The organism is Ensifer sp. M14 (genome assembly GCF_003355565.1).
Classification (GTDB): domain Bacteria; phylum Pseudomonadota; class Alphaproteobacteria; order Rhizobiales; family Rhizobiaceae; genus Ensifer.
Window position 1 is genome coordinate 3,474,691 of the sequence record NZ_QJNR01000004.1, and the last position, 16,136, is coordinate 3,490,826.

At 61.0% G+C, this 16,136-nt stretch carries 20 protein-coding genes and 1 tRNA gene; 7 read left to right on the forward strand and 14 right to left on the reverse strand.

The window, feature by feature from the left end; genetic code table 11:
• Positions 1-88: 88 nt before the first annotated feature.
• Positions 89-165 (reverse strand) — tRNA-Pro (locus BLJAPNOD_RS16900).
• 373 nt (positions 166-538) lie between these two features.
• On the opposite strand from BLJAPNOD_RS16900, the gene BLJAPNOD_RS16905 reads away from it, so the two are divergent.
• A complete protein-coding gene (locus tag BLJAPNOD_RS16905) occupies positions 539-772 on the forward strand; it encodes a hypothetical protein (protein ID WP_077498526.1) in 234 nt (77 codons plus the stop codon).
• 155 nt (positions 773-927) lie between these two features.
• A complete protein-coding gene (locus tag BLJAPNOD_RS16910) occupies positions 928-1,167 on the forward strand; it encodes a hypothetical protein (protein WP_077498527.1) in 240 nt (79 codons plus the stop codon).
• Here the strand turns inward: BLJAPNOD_RS16910 and BLJAPNOD_RS16915 are convergent.
• From BLJAPNOD_RS16915 to BLJAPNOD_RS16940, 6 genes are all read right to left on the reverse strand, one after another.
• Entirely contained in the window at positions 1,155-1,691 is a 537-nt protein-coding gene (locus tag BLJAPNOD_RS16915) for a MerR family transcriptional regulator (protein ID WP_077498762.1), read from the reverse strand. The genes BLJAPNOD_RS16910 and BLJAPNOD_RS16915 overlap by 13 nt on opposite strands.
• Positions 1,692-1,830: 139 nt before the next feature.
• On the reverse strand, positions 1,831-2,169 hold the full coding sequence (locus BLJAPNOD_RS16920) for an integration host factor subunit alpha (protein WP_077498528.1): 339 nt from the start codon (positions 2,167-2,169) through the stop codon (positions 1,831-1,833).
• Positions 2,170-2,261: 92 nt separating this feature from the next.
• Positions 2,262-3,233 carry a beta-ketoacyl-ACP synthase III gene (locus BLJAPNOD_RS16925; RefSeq protein ID WP_115420560.1) on the reverse strand — a complete coding sequence of 324 codons (972 nt, stop codon included), beginning with the start codon at positions 3,231-3,233 and terminating at the stop codon, positions 2,262-2,264.
• 4 nt (positions 3,234-3,237) lie between these two features.
• Positions 3,238-4,296: a phosphate acyltransferase PlsX gene (plsX, locus tag BLJAPNOD_RS16930; RefSeq protein ID WP_115420561.1), complete on the reverse strand. Its 1,059-nt coding sequence runs from the start codon at positions 4,294-4,296 to the stop codon at positions 3,238-3,240.
• Between the two features lie 201 nt (positions 4,297-4,497).
• A complete protein-coding gene (locus BLJAPNOD_RS16935; protein WP_115421329.1) occupies positions 4,498-5,049 on the reverse strand; it encodes a DUF177 domain-containing protein in 552 nt (183 codons plus the stop codon).
• 97 nt (positions 5,050-5,146) lie between these two features.
• A complete protein-coding gene (locus BLJAPNOD_RS16940) occupies positions 5,147-5,686 on the reverse strand; it encodes a ubiquinol-cytochrome C chaperone family protein (RefSeq protein WP_115420562.1) in 540 nt (179 codons plus the stop codon).
• A gap of 139 nt (positions 5,687-5,825) precedes the next feature.
• Here BLJAPNOD_RS16940 and BLJAPNOD_RS16945 point away from each other — a divergent pair, with 139 nt between their 5' ends.
• Complete coding sequence (locus BLJAPNOD_RS16945) at positions 5,826-6,332, forward strand: outer membrane protein assembly factor BamE (protein WP_077498532.1); 507 nt, start codon at positions 5,826-5,828, stop codon at positions 6,330-6,332.
• A gap of 70 nt (positions 6,333-6,402) precedes the next feature.
• On the opposite strand, the gene BLJAPNOD_RS16950 is transcribed toward BLJAPNOD_RS16945, so the two are convergent.
• From BLJAPNOD_RS16950 to ribH, 4 genes are all read right to left on the reverse strand, one after another.
• Positions 6,403-8,538 (reverse strand): sodium-translocating pyrophosphatase, encoded by a 2,136-nt coding sequence (locus BLJAPNOD_RS16950; RefSeq protein WP_115420563.1) that lies wholly within the window; start codon positions 8,536-8,538, stop codon positions 6,403-6,405.
• Positions 8,539-8,737: 199 nt separating this feature from the next.
• Positions 8,738-9,943, reverse strand: coding sequence for an MFS transporter (locus tag BLJAPNOD_RS16955; RefSeq protein ID WP_199566004.1), 1,206 nt, complete (start codon positions 9,941-9,943; stop codon positions 8,738-8,740).
• A gap of 31 nt (positions 9,944-9,974) precedes the next feature.
• Positions 9,975-10,457, reverse strand: coding sequence for a transcription antitermination factor NusB (gene nusB / locus BLJAPNOD_RS16960; RefSeq protein WP_025426528.1), 483 nt, complete (start codon positions 10,455-10,457; stop codon positions 9,975-9,977).
• Entirely contained in the window at positions 10,454-10,915 is a 462-nt protein-coding gene (gene ribH / locus BLJAPNOD_RS16965) for a 6,7-dimethyl-8-ribityllumazine synthase (RefSeq protein WP_115420565.1), read from the reverse strand. The genes nusB and ribH overlap by 4 nt, the downstream gene beginning before the upstream one ends.
• A 276-nt stretch (positions 10,916-11,191) precedes the next feature.
• Between ribH and BLJAPNOD_RS16970 the strand changes: the two genes are divergently transcribed.
• From BLJAPNOD_RS16970 to BLJAPNOD_RS16985, 4 genes are all read left to right on the forward strand, one after another.
• Positions 11,192-11,905, forward strand: a complete 714-nt coding sequence (locus tag BLJAPNOD_RS16970) for an HAD family phosphatase (RefSeq protein ID WP_244611023.1) — start codon at positions 11,192-11,194, stop codon at positions 11,903-11,905.
• 173 nt (positions 11,906-12,078) lie between these two features.
• Positions 12,079-12,579: a cupin domain-containing protein gene (locus tag BLJAPNOD_RS16975; RefSeq protein ID WP_115420566.1), complete on the forward strand. Its 501-nt coding sequence runs from the start codon at positions 12,079-12,081 to the stop codon at positions 12,577-12,579.
• 37 nt (positions 12,580-12,616) lie between these two features.
• On the forward strand, positions 12,617-13,195 hold the full coding sequence (locus tag BLJAPNOD_RS16980) for a GNAT family N-acetyltransferase (RefSeq protein ID WP_115420567.1): 579 nt from the start codon (positions 12,617-12,619) through the stop codon (positions 13,193-13,195).
• 275 nt (positions 13,196-13,470) lie between these two features.
• The gene (locus BLJAPNOD_RS16985; protein WP_115420568.1) at positions 13,471-13,821 is read left to right on the forward strand and encodes a hypothetical protein; all 351 of its coding nucleotides are present in this window, start codon (positions 13,471-13,473) and stop codon (positions 13,819-13,821) included.
• A gap of 85 nt (positions 13,822-13,906) precedes the next feature.
• On the opposite strand, the gene BLJAPNOD_RS16990 is transcribed toward BLJAPNOD_RS16985, so the two are convergent.
• From BLJAPNOD_RS16990 to nrdR, 3 genes are read right to left on the reverse strand one after another with little or no spacing between them, the layout of a single operon-like run.
• Positions 13,907-14,527, reverse strand: a complete 621-nt coding sequence (locus BLJAPNOD_RS16990; RefSeq protein WP_115420569.1) for a riboflavin synthase — start codon at positions 14,525-14,527, stop codon at positions 13,907-13,909.
• Positions 14,527-15,636, reverse strand: coding sequence for a bifunctional diaminohydroxyphosphoribosylaminopyrimidine deaminase/5-amino-6-(5-phosphoribosylamino)uracil reductase RibD (gene ribD, locus BLJAPNOD_RS16995; protein WP_115420570.1), 1,110 nt, complete (start codon positions 15,634-15,636; stop codon positions 14,527-14,529). The genes BLJAPNOD_RS16990 and ribD overlap by 1 nt, the downstream gene beginning before the upstream one ends.
• 19 nt (positions 15,637-15,655) lie before the next feature.
• The gene (gene nrdR / locus BLJAPNOD_RS17000; protein WP_003529310.1) at positions 15,656-16,129 is read right to left on the reverse strand and encodes a transcriptional regulator NrdR; all 474 of its coding nucleotides are present in this window, start codon (positions 16,127-16,129) and stop codon (positions 15,656-15,658) included.
• Positions 16,130-16,136: the final 7 nt, after the last annotated feature.

A 16,136-nucleotide genomic window follows, 5' to 3' on the forward strand; every position in this document is an offset into this window, starting at 1 on the left:
TATTGACCTTCGAGCGTTGTTGGCTCCCAAAATGAAAGAAGGCCCCAGAGGGGCCTATCTCGCAAACCTACCGTTGCTGGCAGATTAATGGTCGGAGCGGCGGGATTCGAACCCACGACCCCTTGACCCCCAGTCAAGTGCGCTACCGGGCTGCGCTACGCTCCGAACGAGGAAATCCCTATATTCACAATGCTTAGAGCGCAAGCGGGAATCTTGAGGTCGGTGCGAAAAAGGAACAAACCACGTGGATAAGCCACGACCAGAACGTTCAACCCCGCGCCAGCCCCACAAAATCCGCAAGACCAACGAGCAGGCAGAAGGTGCCCTTCGTCAACGGCACGCGGCGGCCCCGCCCATCTTGTCCATTGCTACCGAAAGATGCAGAGGAATTCCGACGTGCCGGCACGGTCAGGCGCCTGACAGGCACAAAGACCTGACCGCACGCGCTGTTCGGCACGCCCGCCCGCCCGGTCCCGCAGTTAGCCGTTGACTTCTCACAACAACGAGAACATTTATAGAACAAATTGGAGTCTACGCTATGTCAGAGAAGTTCATCGTCATGCCCTTCAAGCGCGTTCGCGGTGGCTTGGCCCCCGGCGAGATGCGCGCGGCCACGACTGCAGCCGGGGCCGAGAAGGTTGCGGCTGCCATGGCGCCAAGGCACATCGGCGTTGCAGCCTATGCAGTGCAGGTGGACGAGGAAAGCGGCGACATGAGCAGCCCTCGCCTCCTGGTTCAATTCGGCGAGATAGCTGATTTGAATGCTGCCTGAATTGCAGAAACACGCCTGACGGCCATCGATATTTTTCGGCCTCAGAGAACTCACGCAATAACACGTCGATGTAATCCCAGCATCCCCGACACCGGGCACTTCGACGCGCTATCGTCCGTCAATGCCCTGCGGCGTGGGCTCTATCGACTGTGGACATGATCGAGATCGTTCCGCTCGCCCCGCGGTATGACTTGGCCGAGGGCGCCCGCGGCGAGACCTTTAGCCGTCACGCAGTTCATGTCGCGATCTTCGGCTCCCGGCTTCAGGTGCCAAAACTTCGCACGGTTGTGATCTTTCAAAGGGGCTTGCTGCGCTTTGAGCTCTTGTTCTTGCACATCCGCCATCGCAAAACCGCTGGCCACTTTTGCGCAACAAATGCCTCTTACCGCGCCTGATCGAGCAGACGCTTGCATTCCAGGAGATCGTAGAGTGCCTCCTGAAGCAGCGCGCGGTCTTCCTTGCCGACGGAGGACGATTTGCCGAGCGATATTTCCGGAACGTCATCATTGCCGCCGCCGAAGGAGAAGAAGCGGCGGCTTGCCGGCGCCTTGGCGCGGCCGACGATCTGATCCTCTTCGGACAGGCCGGCCTTCGGCGGTGGCGGTTCTTCATTGCTCGAAGCGGCCAGAGCTTCGACGGTGGCCAGATCGCCGCTGGCGATTGCCGCCACGAACTTATTGCCATTGGCCTTCAGCAGCTTCTGCACGCCCTTGATGGTGTAGCCGTGATCATAGAGCAGGTGACGGATGCCCTTCAGCAGATCGACATCCTCGGGCCGATAGTAGCGCCGGCCGCCGCCACGCTTCATCGGCTTGATCTGCTGGAACCGTGTTTCCCAGAAACGCAGGACGTGCTGCGGCAGATCGAGATCGTCAGCGACCTCGCTGATGGTGCGAAAAGCGTCGGGGCTTTTTTCCATTTCGTTCCCATTCCATGTCATGCGACTCGGGGCAGGCCTGTGTCGCAATGAACCGATGCGTGCGATGATCGCACGAATCGGCTCCATTTCAACGGCTTATGGATGGGTTTTCAACCACATTGTGGTTGCCGGCCTCCGCTTACGATACGGGAGAGGCCGGCTTCTGCTTGGCCTTGCGGCTCAGATGCGATTTCAGCACGCGCTGCTTCAGGACATTGGACGCCTTGAAGGTCATGACCCGCCGCGGCGAAATCGGTACTTCCTCGCCGGTCTTCGGGTTGCGGCCGATGCGCTCGTTCTTATCGCGAACCTGAAACGTCGCGAAGGAGGACAGTTTCACGCTCTCGCCACGCACGATTGCGTTGCATATTTCGTCAATGACGGTTTCCACCAACTCGGCAGACTCTGTGCGCGACAGACCCACCTTGCGAAAAACCGACTCAGCCAAGTCTGCTCGTGTTACTGTTTTTCCGCTCATCTTCCCCCACCGATGTCTGGCACGCCGATCAGCGATCGAAGACTATTGCCCTTGTCAATTCCGGTCAAGCGCCTGCGTTGCCTCAGCATTTTTTACCAGCGTATCAGAACGGAGCCCCATGTGAAGCCACCACCCATGGCTTCGAGCAGAACAAGATCGCCCTTCTTGATTCGGCCGTCGGCCGCCGCGGTGTTCAGAGCGAGCGGAATGGAGGCGGCAGAGGTGTTGCCATGGAGATCGACAGTCACCACAACCTTATCGAGAGGGATGCCCAACTTCTTGGCGGAACCGTCAATGATGCGGCGATTGGCCTGATGCGGCACGAGCCAGTCGATATCCTCGGCGGTCGTTCCTGTTGCCTCGAAGGCAGCTTCGATCACGTCGGTGATCATGCCGACGGCGTGCTTGAAGACCTCGCGCCCCTCCATCTTCAGGTGGCCGACTGTACCCGTCGTCGACGGCCCGCCGTCGACATAGAGCTTCTCGCGATGCGCCCCATCAGAGCGCAGCTTGGCGGTGAGCACGCCACGATCGGCAATCGTGCCCTCGCCTTCCTGCGCTTCCAGGATGATCGCGCCGGCGCCATCGCCGAAGAGCACGCAGGTCGTGCGGTCAGACCAGTCGAGAATGCGCGAGAAGGTCTCGGCGCCGATGACCAGCACGCGTTTTGCCAACCCGCCGCGGATGTAGGCATCGGCCGTCGTCACCGCGTAGATGAAGCCGGAACAGACGGCCTGCAAATCGAAGGCAGCGCCGTGGTGCATTCCGAGCCGGTTTTGAATGTTGACGGCCGTTGCAGGAAAGGTGTTGTCGGGCGTCGAGGTCGCCAGGATGATCAGGTCGAGATCAGCGGCTGTCAGACCGGCATTGTCGAGCGCCGCGCGTGCAGCGGCTTCGCCGAGCGATGCAGTGGTCTCGCCTTCGCCGGCGATGTAGCGCTGGCGAATGCCGGTGCGCTGCACGATCCACTCGTCAGACGTATCGACCTTGGATTCCAGCTCCTGATTGGTGACAACGCGCTTCGGCAACGCTGCGCCAAAGCCGCGAACGACGGAACGGATCATTTATTCAAACCTCATCATTCATGCCGGCGGGAAGTTCGTTCGGCGTCTCGGCGCCGTGATACTTCGCCAGATCGATCTCGATCTTCGCTTTCAGGCCGTTTTTCACCATGTCATAGCCGACATCGATCGCAGCGGCGAACCCTTCGGCATCGGCTCCACCATGGCTCTTGATCACGACACCATTGAGGCCGAGAAAGACGCCGCCATTGACCTTGCGCGGGTCCATTTTTTCGCGCAGGCGGTCGAAGGCACCCTTGGCCAGGATGTAGCCGATCTTGGCCATCAAGGTGCGCGACATGGCCGCGCGCAGATATTCGGCGATCTGTCGCGCCGTTCCTTCAGCGGCCTTGAGCGCGATATTGCCGGAGAAGCCTTCGGTGACGACGACATCCACGGTACCGCGTCCAATATCATCGCCTTCGACGAAGCCGTAATAGTCGAAGCCTTCGATATTGGCGTCACGGATAAGCCGCCCGGCTTCCTTGACTTCTTCCTGGCCCTTGATTTCCTCGACGCCTACATTGAGCAGGCCGATGGTCGGCCGCTCGATCTCGAACAGCGCCCGCGCCATGGCGCCACCCATCAGCGCAAAGTCCATGAGTTGCTGCGCGTCGGCACCGATGGTCGCACCGACATCAAGCACGATGCTCTCGCCCTTCAGGGTCGGCCAGATCGCCGCGATCGCCGGGCGCTGGATGCCCTGCATCGTGCGCAGGCAGAAGACCGACATGGCCATCAGCGCACCGGTGTTGCCGGCCGACACAACGACGTCGGCCTCACCGGCATTGATCGCATCGATCGCCCGCCACATACTCGACTTGCCGCGACCGCGCCTGAGTGCCTGGCTCGGCTTCTCGTCCATGCCGACCGCGATCTCGCAGTCATGGAAGGTGCTGCTCGCCTTGAGCTTGGGATGTTTGGCCAAGATATCGGCGCACTGCGCTTCTATGCCGAACAGGACAAACCTTATGTCCGGATGACGTTCAAGCGCCCTTGCGGCGCCCGGGATGACGACTTCAGGACCATAGTCGCCGCCCATCACGTCAAGAGAAATTCTGACCACGCGTGTCTTATCCTTTTTTCCTGCCACACAACACGTGCTGCCGTGGCGCACGCATTCGAACGCAACGACGTTACATATTGCTTCTGACGCTTGAGCCAGACACGCGGCAGATCGCTGCGGGGGCTCATTTGGCCGGAGTCGGGCCAAAATACTGCTTTTCGCCCGCGTGACAACCGAATTGTAGGGGTGGCTTTGGCAGCCTCAGTCCTTTTTCCAGTCCTTCAGCGCTGCAAACGGGTTCGGCTTCTCGTCGTCTGCGGCCGTACTTTCGATACGCGCGCCAAAAGTGACACCCGGCTTGCGCGGATAGGGCTCGATCGCCAGCGCCACGTGCTCGGTGACCACGACACCTGCATCGATCGTGTCGCCGCTAAAAGTGTCGGGGATATCGGGGCCATCGGGGCTTAGGATCATCTCCCCGCCGTCGTTGCTGGCCTGGCGGGCAAGCCTCGATCCTTCCGGCACGAAGATCGCCTCGATGGGCTCTTGAATGTCGGCCTCGACGGGTTCGAGCGTCACGACGCAGGACTGTACGATCCGGGCGGTAACGTCGCCCTTGATCTTGACACCGTCCCTCTTCCAGCGCGCGATCTGCAGATCGGCCGAAAGCGACAGGACTTCGCGCACGTCCCAAAGTTCGGCCAGCGCTTGCCGTTCGCTCTCGTTTGCCGAGAGGCGGACGGTCACGGCATTGGCGGAGATATGCCCGACCTTTACCGGGTAGGAAAATGCCGGTCGGCTATCGTCTTTCATGATCAGGTCCTTCCTCACGCGGGCGCCATGACGGAAGCGCTCTTCTCGCGGATAGCGCCGCACACCAGCGGCTGGCTGCGGCATCAATGGCCGCTTATTACTCTCCGGCGGCAGGAATGTGCAACTGGCCCGTTTCGACGCGCTCTTCCGGTTCAGCCGCGAGCCGCCCCTCGACGGAGAGCAGGTAGGTAGCCAGGCCGTCCATCGCCGGATCCCCCTCATCGCCCTTCGGATAGAAGTTACGCTTCAGCGCCGCAGCAAGCGAGACCGCGTCCCGGCCTTCGAGCGCCGCCGCATAGGATTCGAGCCGGCCATAGAACATGCTGGCGAGCTTCTTCATCTTCTTCGGGACGCCAGCGTCACCAACTCCGAGTTCACGGATCGAATGGTCGACATCCTCGAAGAAGGCGTCGACAATCTCCTGTGCGACCTCCTGACCGGTACGCGCCGACCCGCGCGTGCGCCGGAAATAAAGGATCAACACGGCCGACAACATCTCGAAACGGCCCATCACCGTGTCGGGCACGTCGAGGTCCGTATAGAGGTACGGCTGACGCGCAGCCGACGTCAATAACGCATATTGCCGTTCGACAATCGCAATATTGCCGCTTTTTCTTTTGAACAGTCCAAAAATCATCACAAAGCCCAGCTTTGGCTTTCTCGAAATGCGCGCAAGCGCCCATGACGGTTGTTGCATGATAGCCGAAGCTGGTTTACCGAAGCATGCACGAATTGCAATGGCGGATCTGCCATCGTTACTCCAAAGGGAGCTGTCGTTGACGAAGCGGTTTTTCAGAACAAATTTGAAGGTCCTTGGCCGAGTTGCGGCCGTAGCGACTGTTAGCACCATTGCTCTCTCCGCCTGCCAGTCCGCTAATGTCGGTGAAGTTCTCCACCAGGGTTATGTGGTTGATCAGGAAACGCTAAATCTCGTTCCTGTCGGTTCCAGCCGTGAACAGGTTCTGCTTTCGCTCGGCACGCCGTCGACGACCGCGACCTTCGACAACGAGGTATTCTACTACATCTCGCAGACCCGCAAACGCCCGGTGGCGTTCATGAAGCCGCAGCTCGTCGACCAGTCGATCCTTGCCGTCTATTTCGACAAGGAAGGCACGGTCAGCCAGCTCGCGCACTACACGCTGAAGGACGGCAAGGTCTTCGACACACTGTCGCGCACGACACCGACCGGCGGCAAGGAAACCAGCTTCCTCGGGCAGCTTCTGACAGGCCCCGGCGCCGGCAAGGCTGCGGCGCAAAATCTCTTCAAGGACTTCGGCAAGTAATCCCGAGGTTCACCACACAAAAAGGCCCGCGGGACATGCGCTCCGCGGGCCTTTTCGTTTCAGGCGTCCGTCAAGCCAGGACGGCCAGCAACAGCAGCGCCACAATGTTGGTGATCTTGATCGCCGGGTTCACTGCAGGACCAGCCGTATCCTTGTAGGGATCACCGACGGTATCGCCGGTTACCGATGCCTTGTGCGCTTCGGAACCCTTGAGATGCCGCGTGCCGTCCTTGTCGACGAAACCGTCCTCGAAGCTTTTCTTGGCATTATCCCAGGCGCCCCCACCCGAAGTCATCGAGATCGCGACGAAAAGGCCGTTGACGATGACGCCAAGCAGCGATGCGCCCAGAGCTGCAAAGGCGGATGCCTTGGAGCCGGATATGAGCAGTACCCCGAAATAAACCACGAGCGGCGCCAGAACCGGCAGCAGCGACGGGACGATCATTTCACGAATCGCCGCCTTGGTGAGCAGGTCGACAGCGCGACCGTAATCAGGCTTCTCCGTGCCGGCCATGATGCCCGGCTTTTCGCGGAACTGACGGCGCACTTCCTCGACGATCGACCCTGCAGCGCGCCCGACGGCGGTCATCGCAATGCCGCCGAAGAGATACGGAATGAGGCCGCCGAAGATCAATCCGGCAACGACATAGGGGTTCGAGAGATCGAAAGAGATCTGACCGACATCGGCGAAATACGGATACTTGTCGCCATTGGCGGCGAAGTAGCTGAGATCGTTGGAATAGGCTGCAAACAGAACCAGCGCGCCGAGACCGGCCGAACCGATGGCATACCCCTTGGTCACGGCCTTCGTCGTATTGCCGACCGCGTCGAGTGCATCGGTCGACTTGCGCACTTCGGGCGGCAGATGCGACATCTCGGCGATGCCGCCGGCATTGTCCGTCACCGGACCGAAGGCATCCAGCGCGACGATCATGCCGGCAATGCCAAGCATCGCAGTCACTGCAATGCCGGTTCCGAACAGACCAGCCAGCTGATAGGTGGAGATGATGCCGCCGACGATGATGATGGCCGGCAACGCCGTCGACTCCAGAGAGACGGCCAGCCCCTGGATCACGTTCGTGCCGTGGCCCGTGACCGACGCCTGTGCAATGGAATTCACCGGGCGCTTGTTGGTGCCGGTGTAATACTCGGTGATCACCACGATCAGTGCCGTCACCACCAGGCCGACAATACCGCACAGGAACAGGTTCCAGCCGGTGATGTCCTGGCCTGCGACCGTCCCGATCGAGCCCCAGCCGATCGTTAGCGACGTAGCGGCGCCAAGCCCGACGATCGACAGCAAACCAGTGACGATCAGGCCCCGGTAGAGCGCACCCATGATCGAGTTGTTGGTCCCGAGCTTGACGAAGAAGGTACCGATGATCGACGTGATGATGCAGGTCGCGCAAATCGCCAGGGGATAAGCCATGACGGTCGAGAGAACCGGCGTGCCGGCAAAGAAGATCGCTGCCAGAACCATGGTTGCAACCACCGAGACCGCATAGGTCTCGAACAGGTCGGCCGCCATGCCGGCGCAGTCGCCGACATTGTCGCCGACATTGTCGGCGATGGTCGCGGGGTTGCGCGGATCGTCTTCCGGGATCCCGGCTTCCACCTTGCCGACGAGGTCGCCGCCGACGTCTGCACCCTTGGTGAAGATGCCGCCGCCGAGACGGGCGAAGATCGAGATCAGCGACGCGCCGAAACCGAGCGCCACGAGCGCATCGATCACCTCACGCGACCCGGGCTCGTGCCCGAGGCCCGCGGTCAGGATGAGGTAGTAGACAGATACGCCGAGCAGGGCGAGGCCTGCAACGAGAAGACCGGTGATGGCGCCGGATTTGAAGGCGATATCGAGGCCGGATGCGAGGCTGACAGAGGCGGCCTGCGCGGTGCGCACGTTTGCGCGAACCGAAACGTGCATGCCGATGAAGCCGGCGGCACCCGAAAGCACTGCGCCAACGAGAAAGCCGAAAGCAGCTGCGGAAGAAAGAAGAACCCAGGCGCCGATGAAAACGACGACGCCGACGATGGCGATGGTTCTGTATTGACGCGTGAGATAGGCTTGCGCCCCTTCACGAATGTAGCCTGCGATTTCTTGCATGCGGGCGTTCCCCTGGTCGGCGGCAAGCACCGACTGTGTTGCCCAGATGGCGTAAGCCAGCGCGAGCAACCCGCATGCGATAACGCCCAATAAAATGGTCATTTCGCATTACCCTCCGTTTCAACCCGCGGACTCACTCCCGGCCGCAGGCCCCTCAAATCCGCGAATCACGCACCACCTCCTCAAGCAGCACCCCTCACGGCGAGGCCAGAGTGCGATTGCAACGAAAGATCGTCAAGCCCCGGAAATCTAACTACCGGCGGCCCTCTGCGAACTGAAGATTTCGGAAAAAAGCGGCGGTTCAGGCCGCAACGTTAGGGCGAGCGCGCATCAGCAAGAAGAGCAGAAGAAGGCAGACGGATGTCACCGGCCAGACGACGGCATTCAGCATGTCCCAGCCATAGACCGAGAGAACCTTGCCGGAGGCAAAGGACGACAGCGCGACGGTGGTGAACAGGACGATGTCGTGAAAGGCCTGAACCTTGTCGGCCTCCTGAGGGCGATAGCTGCCGGCAACGATGGCGGTCGAGCCGATGAAGCCGAAATTCCAACCAAGACCGAGAAGCACCAGCGCGCCCCAGAAATTCCAGAGTTCCAGGCCCATATGCGCGACCGCGGCGCAGGCCATGAGCAAGAGCAGCCCGCAGGCGACGATGCGTTCGGCGCCGAAGCGCGTGATCAGCCACCCGGTAAAGAAGCTCGGCGCGAACATCGCAAGCACGTGCCACTGGATGCCGAGCGTTGCAAGCTCGGTGGAAAAGCCGCAGCCGACGACCATGGCGACCGGCGCACCGGTCATCATGAATGTCATCAACGCATAGCTCGAGATGCCGCAGACCATGCCGGTGATGAAGCGTTGGTTGCGAACGATTTCGCCGAGCGAACGCGTGGACTGGCCGTGATACTCGCTCGCCACCGTTCCCTGCTCCGGCAAGCGCAGCGGCGCAAAGAAGAATGCGGCTAGCAGGCAGATCGGCAGCAAGGCGATGAAAGCGCCGACAAAGGCGACGGGCGCGAACAGATCTCCGGCGAAAATGACGATCTGCGGACCGAGAACGGCGGAAACGATCCCCCCGCCCAGGATCCACGATATCGCCTTCGGCTTGTAGAAAGACGGCGAGGCGTCGGCGGCGGCGAAGCGCAGTTTTTGGGTAAATCCGTTGGAAGAGCCGAGAATGGCAAGACCGAAGGCAAAGAGCCAGAAACTTTCCCGGAAGAGCGCGACCGCGGCGACCGCGGCGCCGACAGACGCAATCCCGGTACCGACCATGAAGGCGAAGCGCCGGCCGATAAGGCGTGAGAGCGTTGCGACGAGAATGACGCCGAGCGCCATGCCGACATTGTAGGCAGTCAGCGGCGCCGTCGCCAGCGACTTGTCGTCAGCGAGCAGCTGATAGCCGGCAACACCGCCGACGGCAAAGCAGATCGGGCCGACGACACCAAGGATCGCCTGCGCCGCCGTCAGAAGGAAAACATTGCGGCGCGCTTCGCGAAGGGCAGAGCCCATATCATCGACGGCAGCCGCAACCATGGCCGCGCTACTTCTTGGGCTCGCCGCGAACCTGCCGGGCAATCCGGTCAAGAACGGCATTGACCAGCTTGGGCTCGTCGTCGCCGAAGAAGGCCTTGGCGATTTCGACATATTCGGTGACGATCACCGCAACAGGCACATCCTTGCGTTCCAGCATCTCGAAGGTGCCTGCGCGCAAAATGGCACGAACGGTGGAGTCGAGCCGCGACAGCGCCCAGTCGTCCTGCAATGCCGAGCCGATCAAGGGGTCGAGCTTGCGTTGATCGCGCACGACGCCGGCGACGATCGAGCGAAACCACGAGGCATCGGCCTTCAGATAGGTATCGCCGTCCAGCTCCTGGCCGAGACGATGCATTTCGTACTCAGCGACGACTTCGAGCACGCCGGTGCCGCCGATATCCATCTGGTAGAGCGCCTGCACGGCCGCAAGACGCGCCGCGCCGCGTTGGTTAGCCTGCTTCAACGGCTGATCCGAGGGGGTGTTCGTCACTGTTCTGTGCCCAATTTCTTCTTCAGTTCAATCATGGTCAGCGCAGCACGTGCGGCAAAGCCGCCCTTGTCGCCTTCCGACCGGCGCGCACGCGCCCGGGCCTGATCGTCGTTTTCGACCGTCAGGATGCCATTGCCGATGGCAAGGCTTTCGCTGACGGCGAGGTCCATGATCGCGCGCGAGGATTCGTTCGCGACGATATCGAAATGATAGGTCTCGCCACGAATGACCATGCCGAGCGCGACGAAGCCATCATATTCGACGGCGCCTTCGTCCGCACCATCAAGCGCCATGGCGATCGCCGGCGGGATTTCGAGGGCACCGGGTACCGTCACGATATCATAGGTCGCGCCGGCTGCATCCAGTGCATGTTTGGCGCCATCGAGCAATGCGTCGGCCATATCGTCATAGAAGCGTGCTTCCACAATCAGGATGTGGGCAGCCTTGGTCTTCGCCATGGATCACCTGTCTTGAGATTTCCGCGCCGGAGCGACCGGCTGAGGCGGCGGTCAAACCACGACCGGCGCCGAATGGCAAGCAAATTCCGCTGTCGGCGCCCTTTTGCCGCGTTGCACGCGCCCCAGCAGAGACCGTGACAGACGGCGTGGAACGCTCGTGTCACGCTTGAGGGGGTAGCCAGGCGTTTCCGACAATGACAATAATCAGGACAGACACAACGCCTGATCGGGGACAACGCCGCTTAGGCAAAGGAAATCGAGCGAAAGTTGTCTCTGATGCATGATGTCGATCCGTCGATGTCGATCCGCCTGCCCCGTATGCCTCAGGCCGTCGTCTTTGACATGGATGGCCTGTTGTTCAATACCGAGGCGCTCTATCGCGATGCCATGCTCGCCGCCGCGCAAGTGCTCGGACGGACCATGCCGCTTTCGCTTTACCTTTCATCGATCGGCCTGTCGGGCGAAGCGACACGACAATCGCTCGGCGAATATTTCGGGCCGGATTTCGACCTCGATCGCTTCTGGAAACAAGCAGCGGCCGCCTTCCATGTTCGCACAACGACCGAACTGCAGTTGAAGCCCGGCGTGGTCGAGCTCATCGGCTCCCTGGAGGAGCTCGGCATTCCCTTTGCGATCGCAACATCGTCCGGGCATCACGATGTCGAGCGAAACCTGGGCCTTCACGGGTTGTTCGACCGCTTTCCGGTGGTCGTCGCCCATGGCGACTACCAACTGGGCAAGCCGCATCCCGAACCTTTCCTGACAGCTGCCCGGCGGCTCGATGTCGCGCCCGAGCTCTGCCTTGCGCTGGAGGATAGCCATAACGGCGTGCGTTCGGCGTCATCCGCCGGCATGATGACGATCATGGTGCCGGACCTTCTAGCGGCAACGGAGGAGATTCGAGGCCTCTGCGTCGGCGTCGCCGGCAACCTTGGTGCCGTTCACGCCGCCCTCCTCCACCACGCGCGGGGCGCCCATGTCCCCAACTGACGGCAGCCTTGCCACGCGCCATTGCCCTCAACCGACCTGCAAATGCTCCCGCAGAAATGGACGGCCGCCGCCGGACACCTGAAAGTTTGGCAATTGACCGAACGTCAATCGCTCGACACGGATGATCGGGAGAGGTCGTCCGGTGCGGCGACGATAGCGCCGGGGAGGAACTTATGGCGGACAACAACAAACCTATCATCAACCCAAGGGACATTGCACTCGACCATTGGTCAGAAGGCACGTTTTTCGAGTCCCGCGACACCTCTTTTGGCAAACGGCTGGGGCTGAAAGACCTTGGCGTCGGCTATGGGGAAGTGCCGCCGGGCAAATCCGGATGCCCCTTCCACAACCACCATGTGGAAGAGGAGCTGTTCATCATCATCGAAGGCGAAGGCACCTACCGCTTCGGAACGGAGCGCTACGCCGTGGGGCCGGGCGACATTCTGGGAGCGCCGGCGGGCGGCCCTGAGACAGCGCACCACCTGATCAACACCGGAACCGTGCCGCTCAAATATCTGTCGATTTCGACGATGGCCGCAACCGAGATCTGTGAATACCCGGATTCCGGCAAGTTCGACGCCAGGACGCGCACAGCCGCCGGCGAGCGCCGATTCCAGTTCACCGGCAGGCCTGAAAGCGCTGTCGACTACTGGGACAGCGAGCCCGGTATCTGATCATCCCACCTTCCAAACCAATTGCAGCGGATAAAACATGCACAGTGTTCCTATCATAGAGACCGAACGCCTGGTCCTGCGTCCCTATCGACGCGACGACTTCACGGCCTATGCCGCCCTGTTTGCCGACAGTGAGGTAACGCGTTTCGTCGGCGGCGTTCCCTATACACGTGAGCAATCGTGGACGCGGTTCTTGCGCCAGGTCGGCATGTGGCATTATTTCGGCTTCGGCTTCTTCGCCATCCAGGATCGTACGACCGGTGCCTTTCTTGGAGAGGCCGGCTTTCACGACGTGCATCGGCTGATCACGCCATCGCTTGAAGGAACGATGGAGACCGGTTGGGCGCTCTCCCCCAAAGCGCACGGCCAGGGGCTTGCAACCGAGGCAGTCAGCGCCGCGCTCGAATGGGCTGATCGGCAGTTTCCCCAAGTGCGAAAAACCTGCATCATCGATGTCGGCAACCGTGCCTCTGTCCGTGTCGCCGAAAAGCAGGGTTTCAAGGAATTCTGGCGCACGAGCTATCACGGCACGTATGTCATCATGTTTGAACGGCAGCGAACGCTTGCTGGCGCCACGGCCCGTAAGGCGCCAATGCCCGCGCATTTGGAGACGTAACAATCCTCAATTGTCGTTTTGATGAAAACGCCATCGAAACGTCCAGATTGCACGCAAGATTGCCAGCGATCGGGTGCAGGCGAACTACGACAGGCAACACCACCCGATCAGACAAGGGAATCCAACACATTTTGCTGCGGGTAAGTCGCCCGTAATGCAGCCTGCTGGCGACTGCGACACGCATCTCAGCAGGCCTTCCGGAAACCCGCATCGGGTATTGTGTTCGGGTATCAGGTTACTGGTCACTGCGCCGCAGACAACCAAGGAGCATGATCATGAATCGCATTGCCAAGCTATCAGTCATTGCTGCGTTCTCGTCCCTCGCCTTCGCAGCTATACCGCACGCTCAGGACGCCAAAATGGAATGGCCGGCTGAAATCGAGAAGACGGTGCGCGATTTCAAGGGGGACAAGTTCACCATCGTCGATGTTTCCACGCTGAGCGAGCAAGATCAGACCCGTCTGTGGGTCGAGCATGCGACGGCCGAACAACGCGCAGCCCTGCAAGCTGCGGTCAACGGCAACGCGGAATTGGCCGCGCAGCTAAAGGCCAAGAATATCGAAATGGGTAACATAGGAGGCGCTCAGCAGGGTGCCGACGGAAGCCTCACCTTCTACATGCGTTGAGTACGCGTACAGTCAACGAATAAGAAGCGCACCATCTCCACACTTGAGATGGTGCGCTTTGTCGGATTCTGGCGGCCGCGGCCGTCTATTCGGCCTTCGGCGCAGGAAACTCCGCAAGGCGAGCGGCGTAGCGCGCCATCGTGTCGACTTCGAAATTGACGAAATCGCCCGCCCGGCGTTCGCCCCAGGTCGTCACCTCGAGCGAATGCCGGATCAAGAGGACGTCAAAATCGGCTGCATCGACTTTGTTGACCGTCAGCGAGGTGCCGTCCAGCGCAACGGATCCCTTCGGCGCTACGAACTTGGCCAAGTGTGTGGGCGCGCGCAGCCTGAACCGCACGGCGTCGCCCTCGGGTTCGACCGAGAGGATCTCCGCCTTGTCGTCGATATGACCGGAAACGAGATGGCCACCGAGTTCGTCGCCGATCTTCAATGACCGCTCAAGGTTGATCCGCGTCCCCTTTTTCCAGCCAGCGATGGTCGTCAGACGCAAAGCCTCTTCCCACGCCTCGACCTCGAACCAGCGTTCGTTGCTGCCGCCATCCGGCAGGGCCGTCACCGTCAGGCAAACACCGGAATGGGCGATGGACGCCCCCATATCGATGGTCCTCGGATCGTATGTGGTGGCGACGCGTAGCTTCACGCCTTCCTTCAGCGGCGTGACGGCATCAACGGTGCCGATATCAGTGACAATGCCTGTGAACATCAGTTCTCTCTTTCGTATTCTTCGAAAAGATCGTCGCCGTATTGCGCGGAACGAACGAGCTTAAAGCCGGAGGGCACGGATTTCCGATCAAATGGGGATGCGATGCCGTTTTCGCCAATGGTTTGCGGGCCGGTATAGATCTGAATGCGATCGACCAGCCCAGCGTCCAGGAAAGCGCGAGCGGCAACTGCACCACCCTCGACGAGCAGAGAGGAAATGCCGCGCGAACCGAGTGCCGTCAGCAGATCGGCAACCGTTCCGGCTTCCAGCACCTCGACACCGGCTGCCTCCAACGCAGCGCGCCGGCCAGCCCGTTCATTGGCCGGCTCCAGTTCCGATTGTATCGATGGCTCTCCCGACACGACAATGACAGGGGTTTGCTCCGCCGACCGCGCGAGCTTCGAGCCTAGCGAAAGGTCCAGTCGCCGATCGAGGACGATGCGGATGGGCGAGCGATCTTCAAGACCTGGCAAACGCACGGTCAATTCCGGATCATCCGCAGTCGCGGTCCCAATGCCCACAAGGATCGCGTCGGTTTGCGCCCTGAGGATCTGGACCTGTGCCCTGGAAATCGGGCCGGTGATACGGACCTGTCCGGCACCTGTTCGGCCGATCATGCCGTCGGCAGAAACTGCAAGTTTGAGAGTCACATGCGGGCGCTTGCTGACCTGCCGCGTGAGATAGGCTTCGAGCGCGCCATGTCCCTCCTGCGGCAGAACGCCGATATCGACCGCGATGCCGGCTTCACGCAAACGCGCGACGCCGCGACCGGCGACGCGTTCATCGGGATCGAGGATCGAAATGACGACTCGGGCAACGCCGGAGGCGACCAGCGCATCGGCGCAGGGCGGCGTCTTGCCGTGATGCGAGCAGGGCTCAAGGGTGACATAGGCGGTCGCGCCGCGTGCCCGTTCGCCCGCTTCGGCAAGTGCTTGAGTTTCGGCGTGGGGCCGGCCGCTTCTTGCCGTCACCGCACGTCCGACGATGACACCATCCTGGACGATCAAGCAGGCGACGGAGGGATTGGTGGATGTCTGGCCGAGATGCTGGCGTGTCAGCCGCAGCGCCGCCGCCATGAACCTCTCGTCCTTACGGGTGGGGTTGGCCATGGCGATCCGGTGCGCCTTCCTATTCGCCGGGGTCGCGCGCAATCTTGGCGCTGATCTCGGCGATGACCTTTTCGAAATCTTCGGCGTGGGAGAAGTCCCGATAGACCGACGCGTAGCGGACGAAGGCGACATCGTCGAGGCTCTTAAGCGCTTCCAGCACCTGCAAGCCGATCTCTTCCGAAGGGATCTCGGTCTCGCCCGAGCTTTCGAGCCGCCGCACGATGCCGGAGACCGCCCGCTCGATGCGGTCACGATCAACAGGGCGCTTTCGGAGCGCGATCTCGAAGGATCGCAAGAGCTTGTCCCGGTCGAAAGGAACCTTCCGACCGGTCTTCTTGATGATCATCAGCTCACGCAGCTGCACCCGTTCGAAGGTCGTGAAGCGACCACCGCAATCCGGGCAGATACGGCGACGACGAATTGCGTTACCGTCCTCTGCCGGACGGCTGTCCTTCACCTGGCTGTCTTCGGAACCGCAATAGGGGCAGCGCATGATGAGC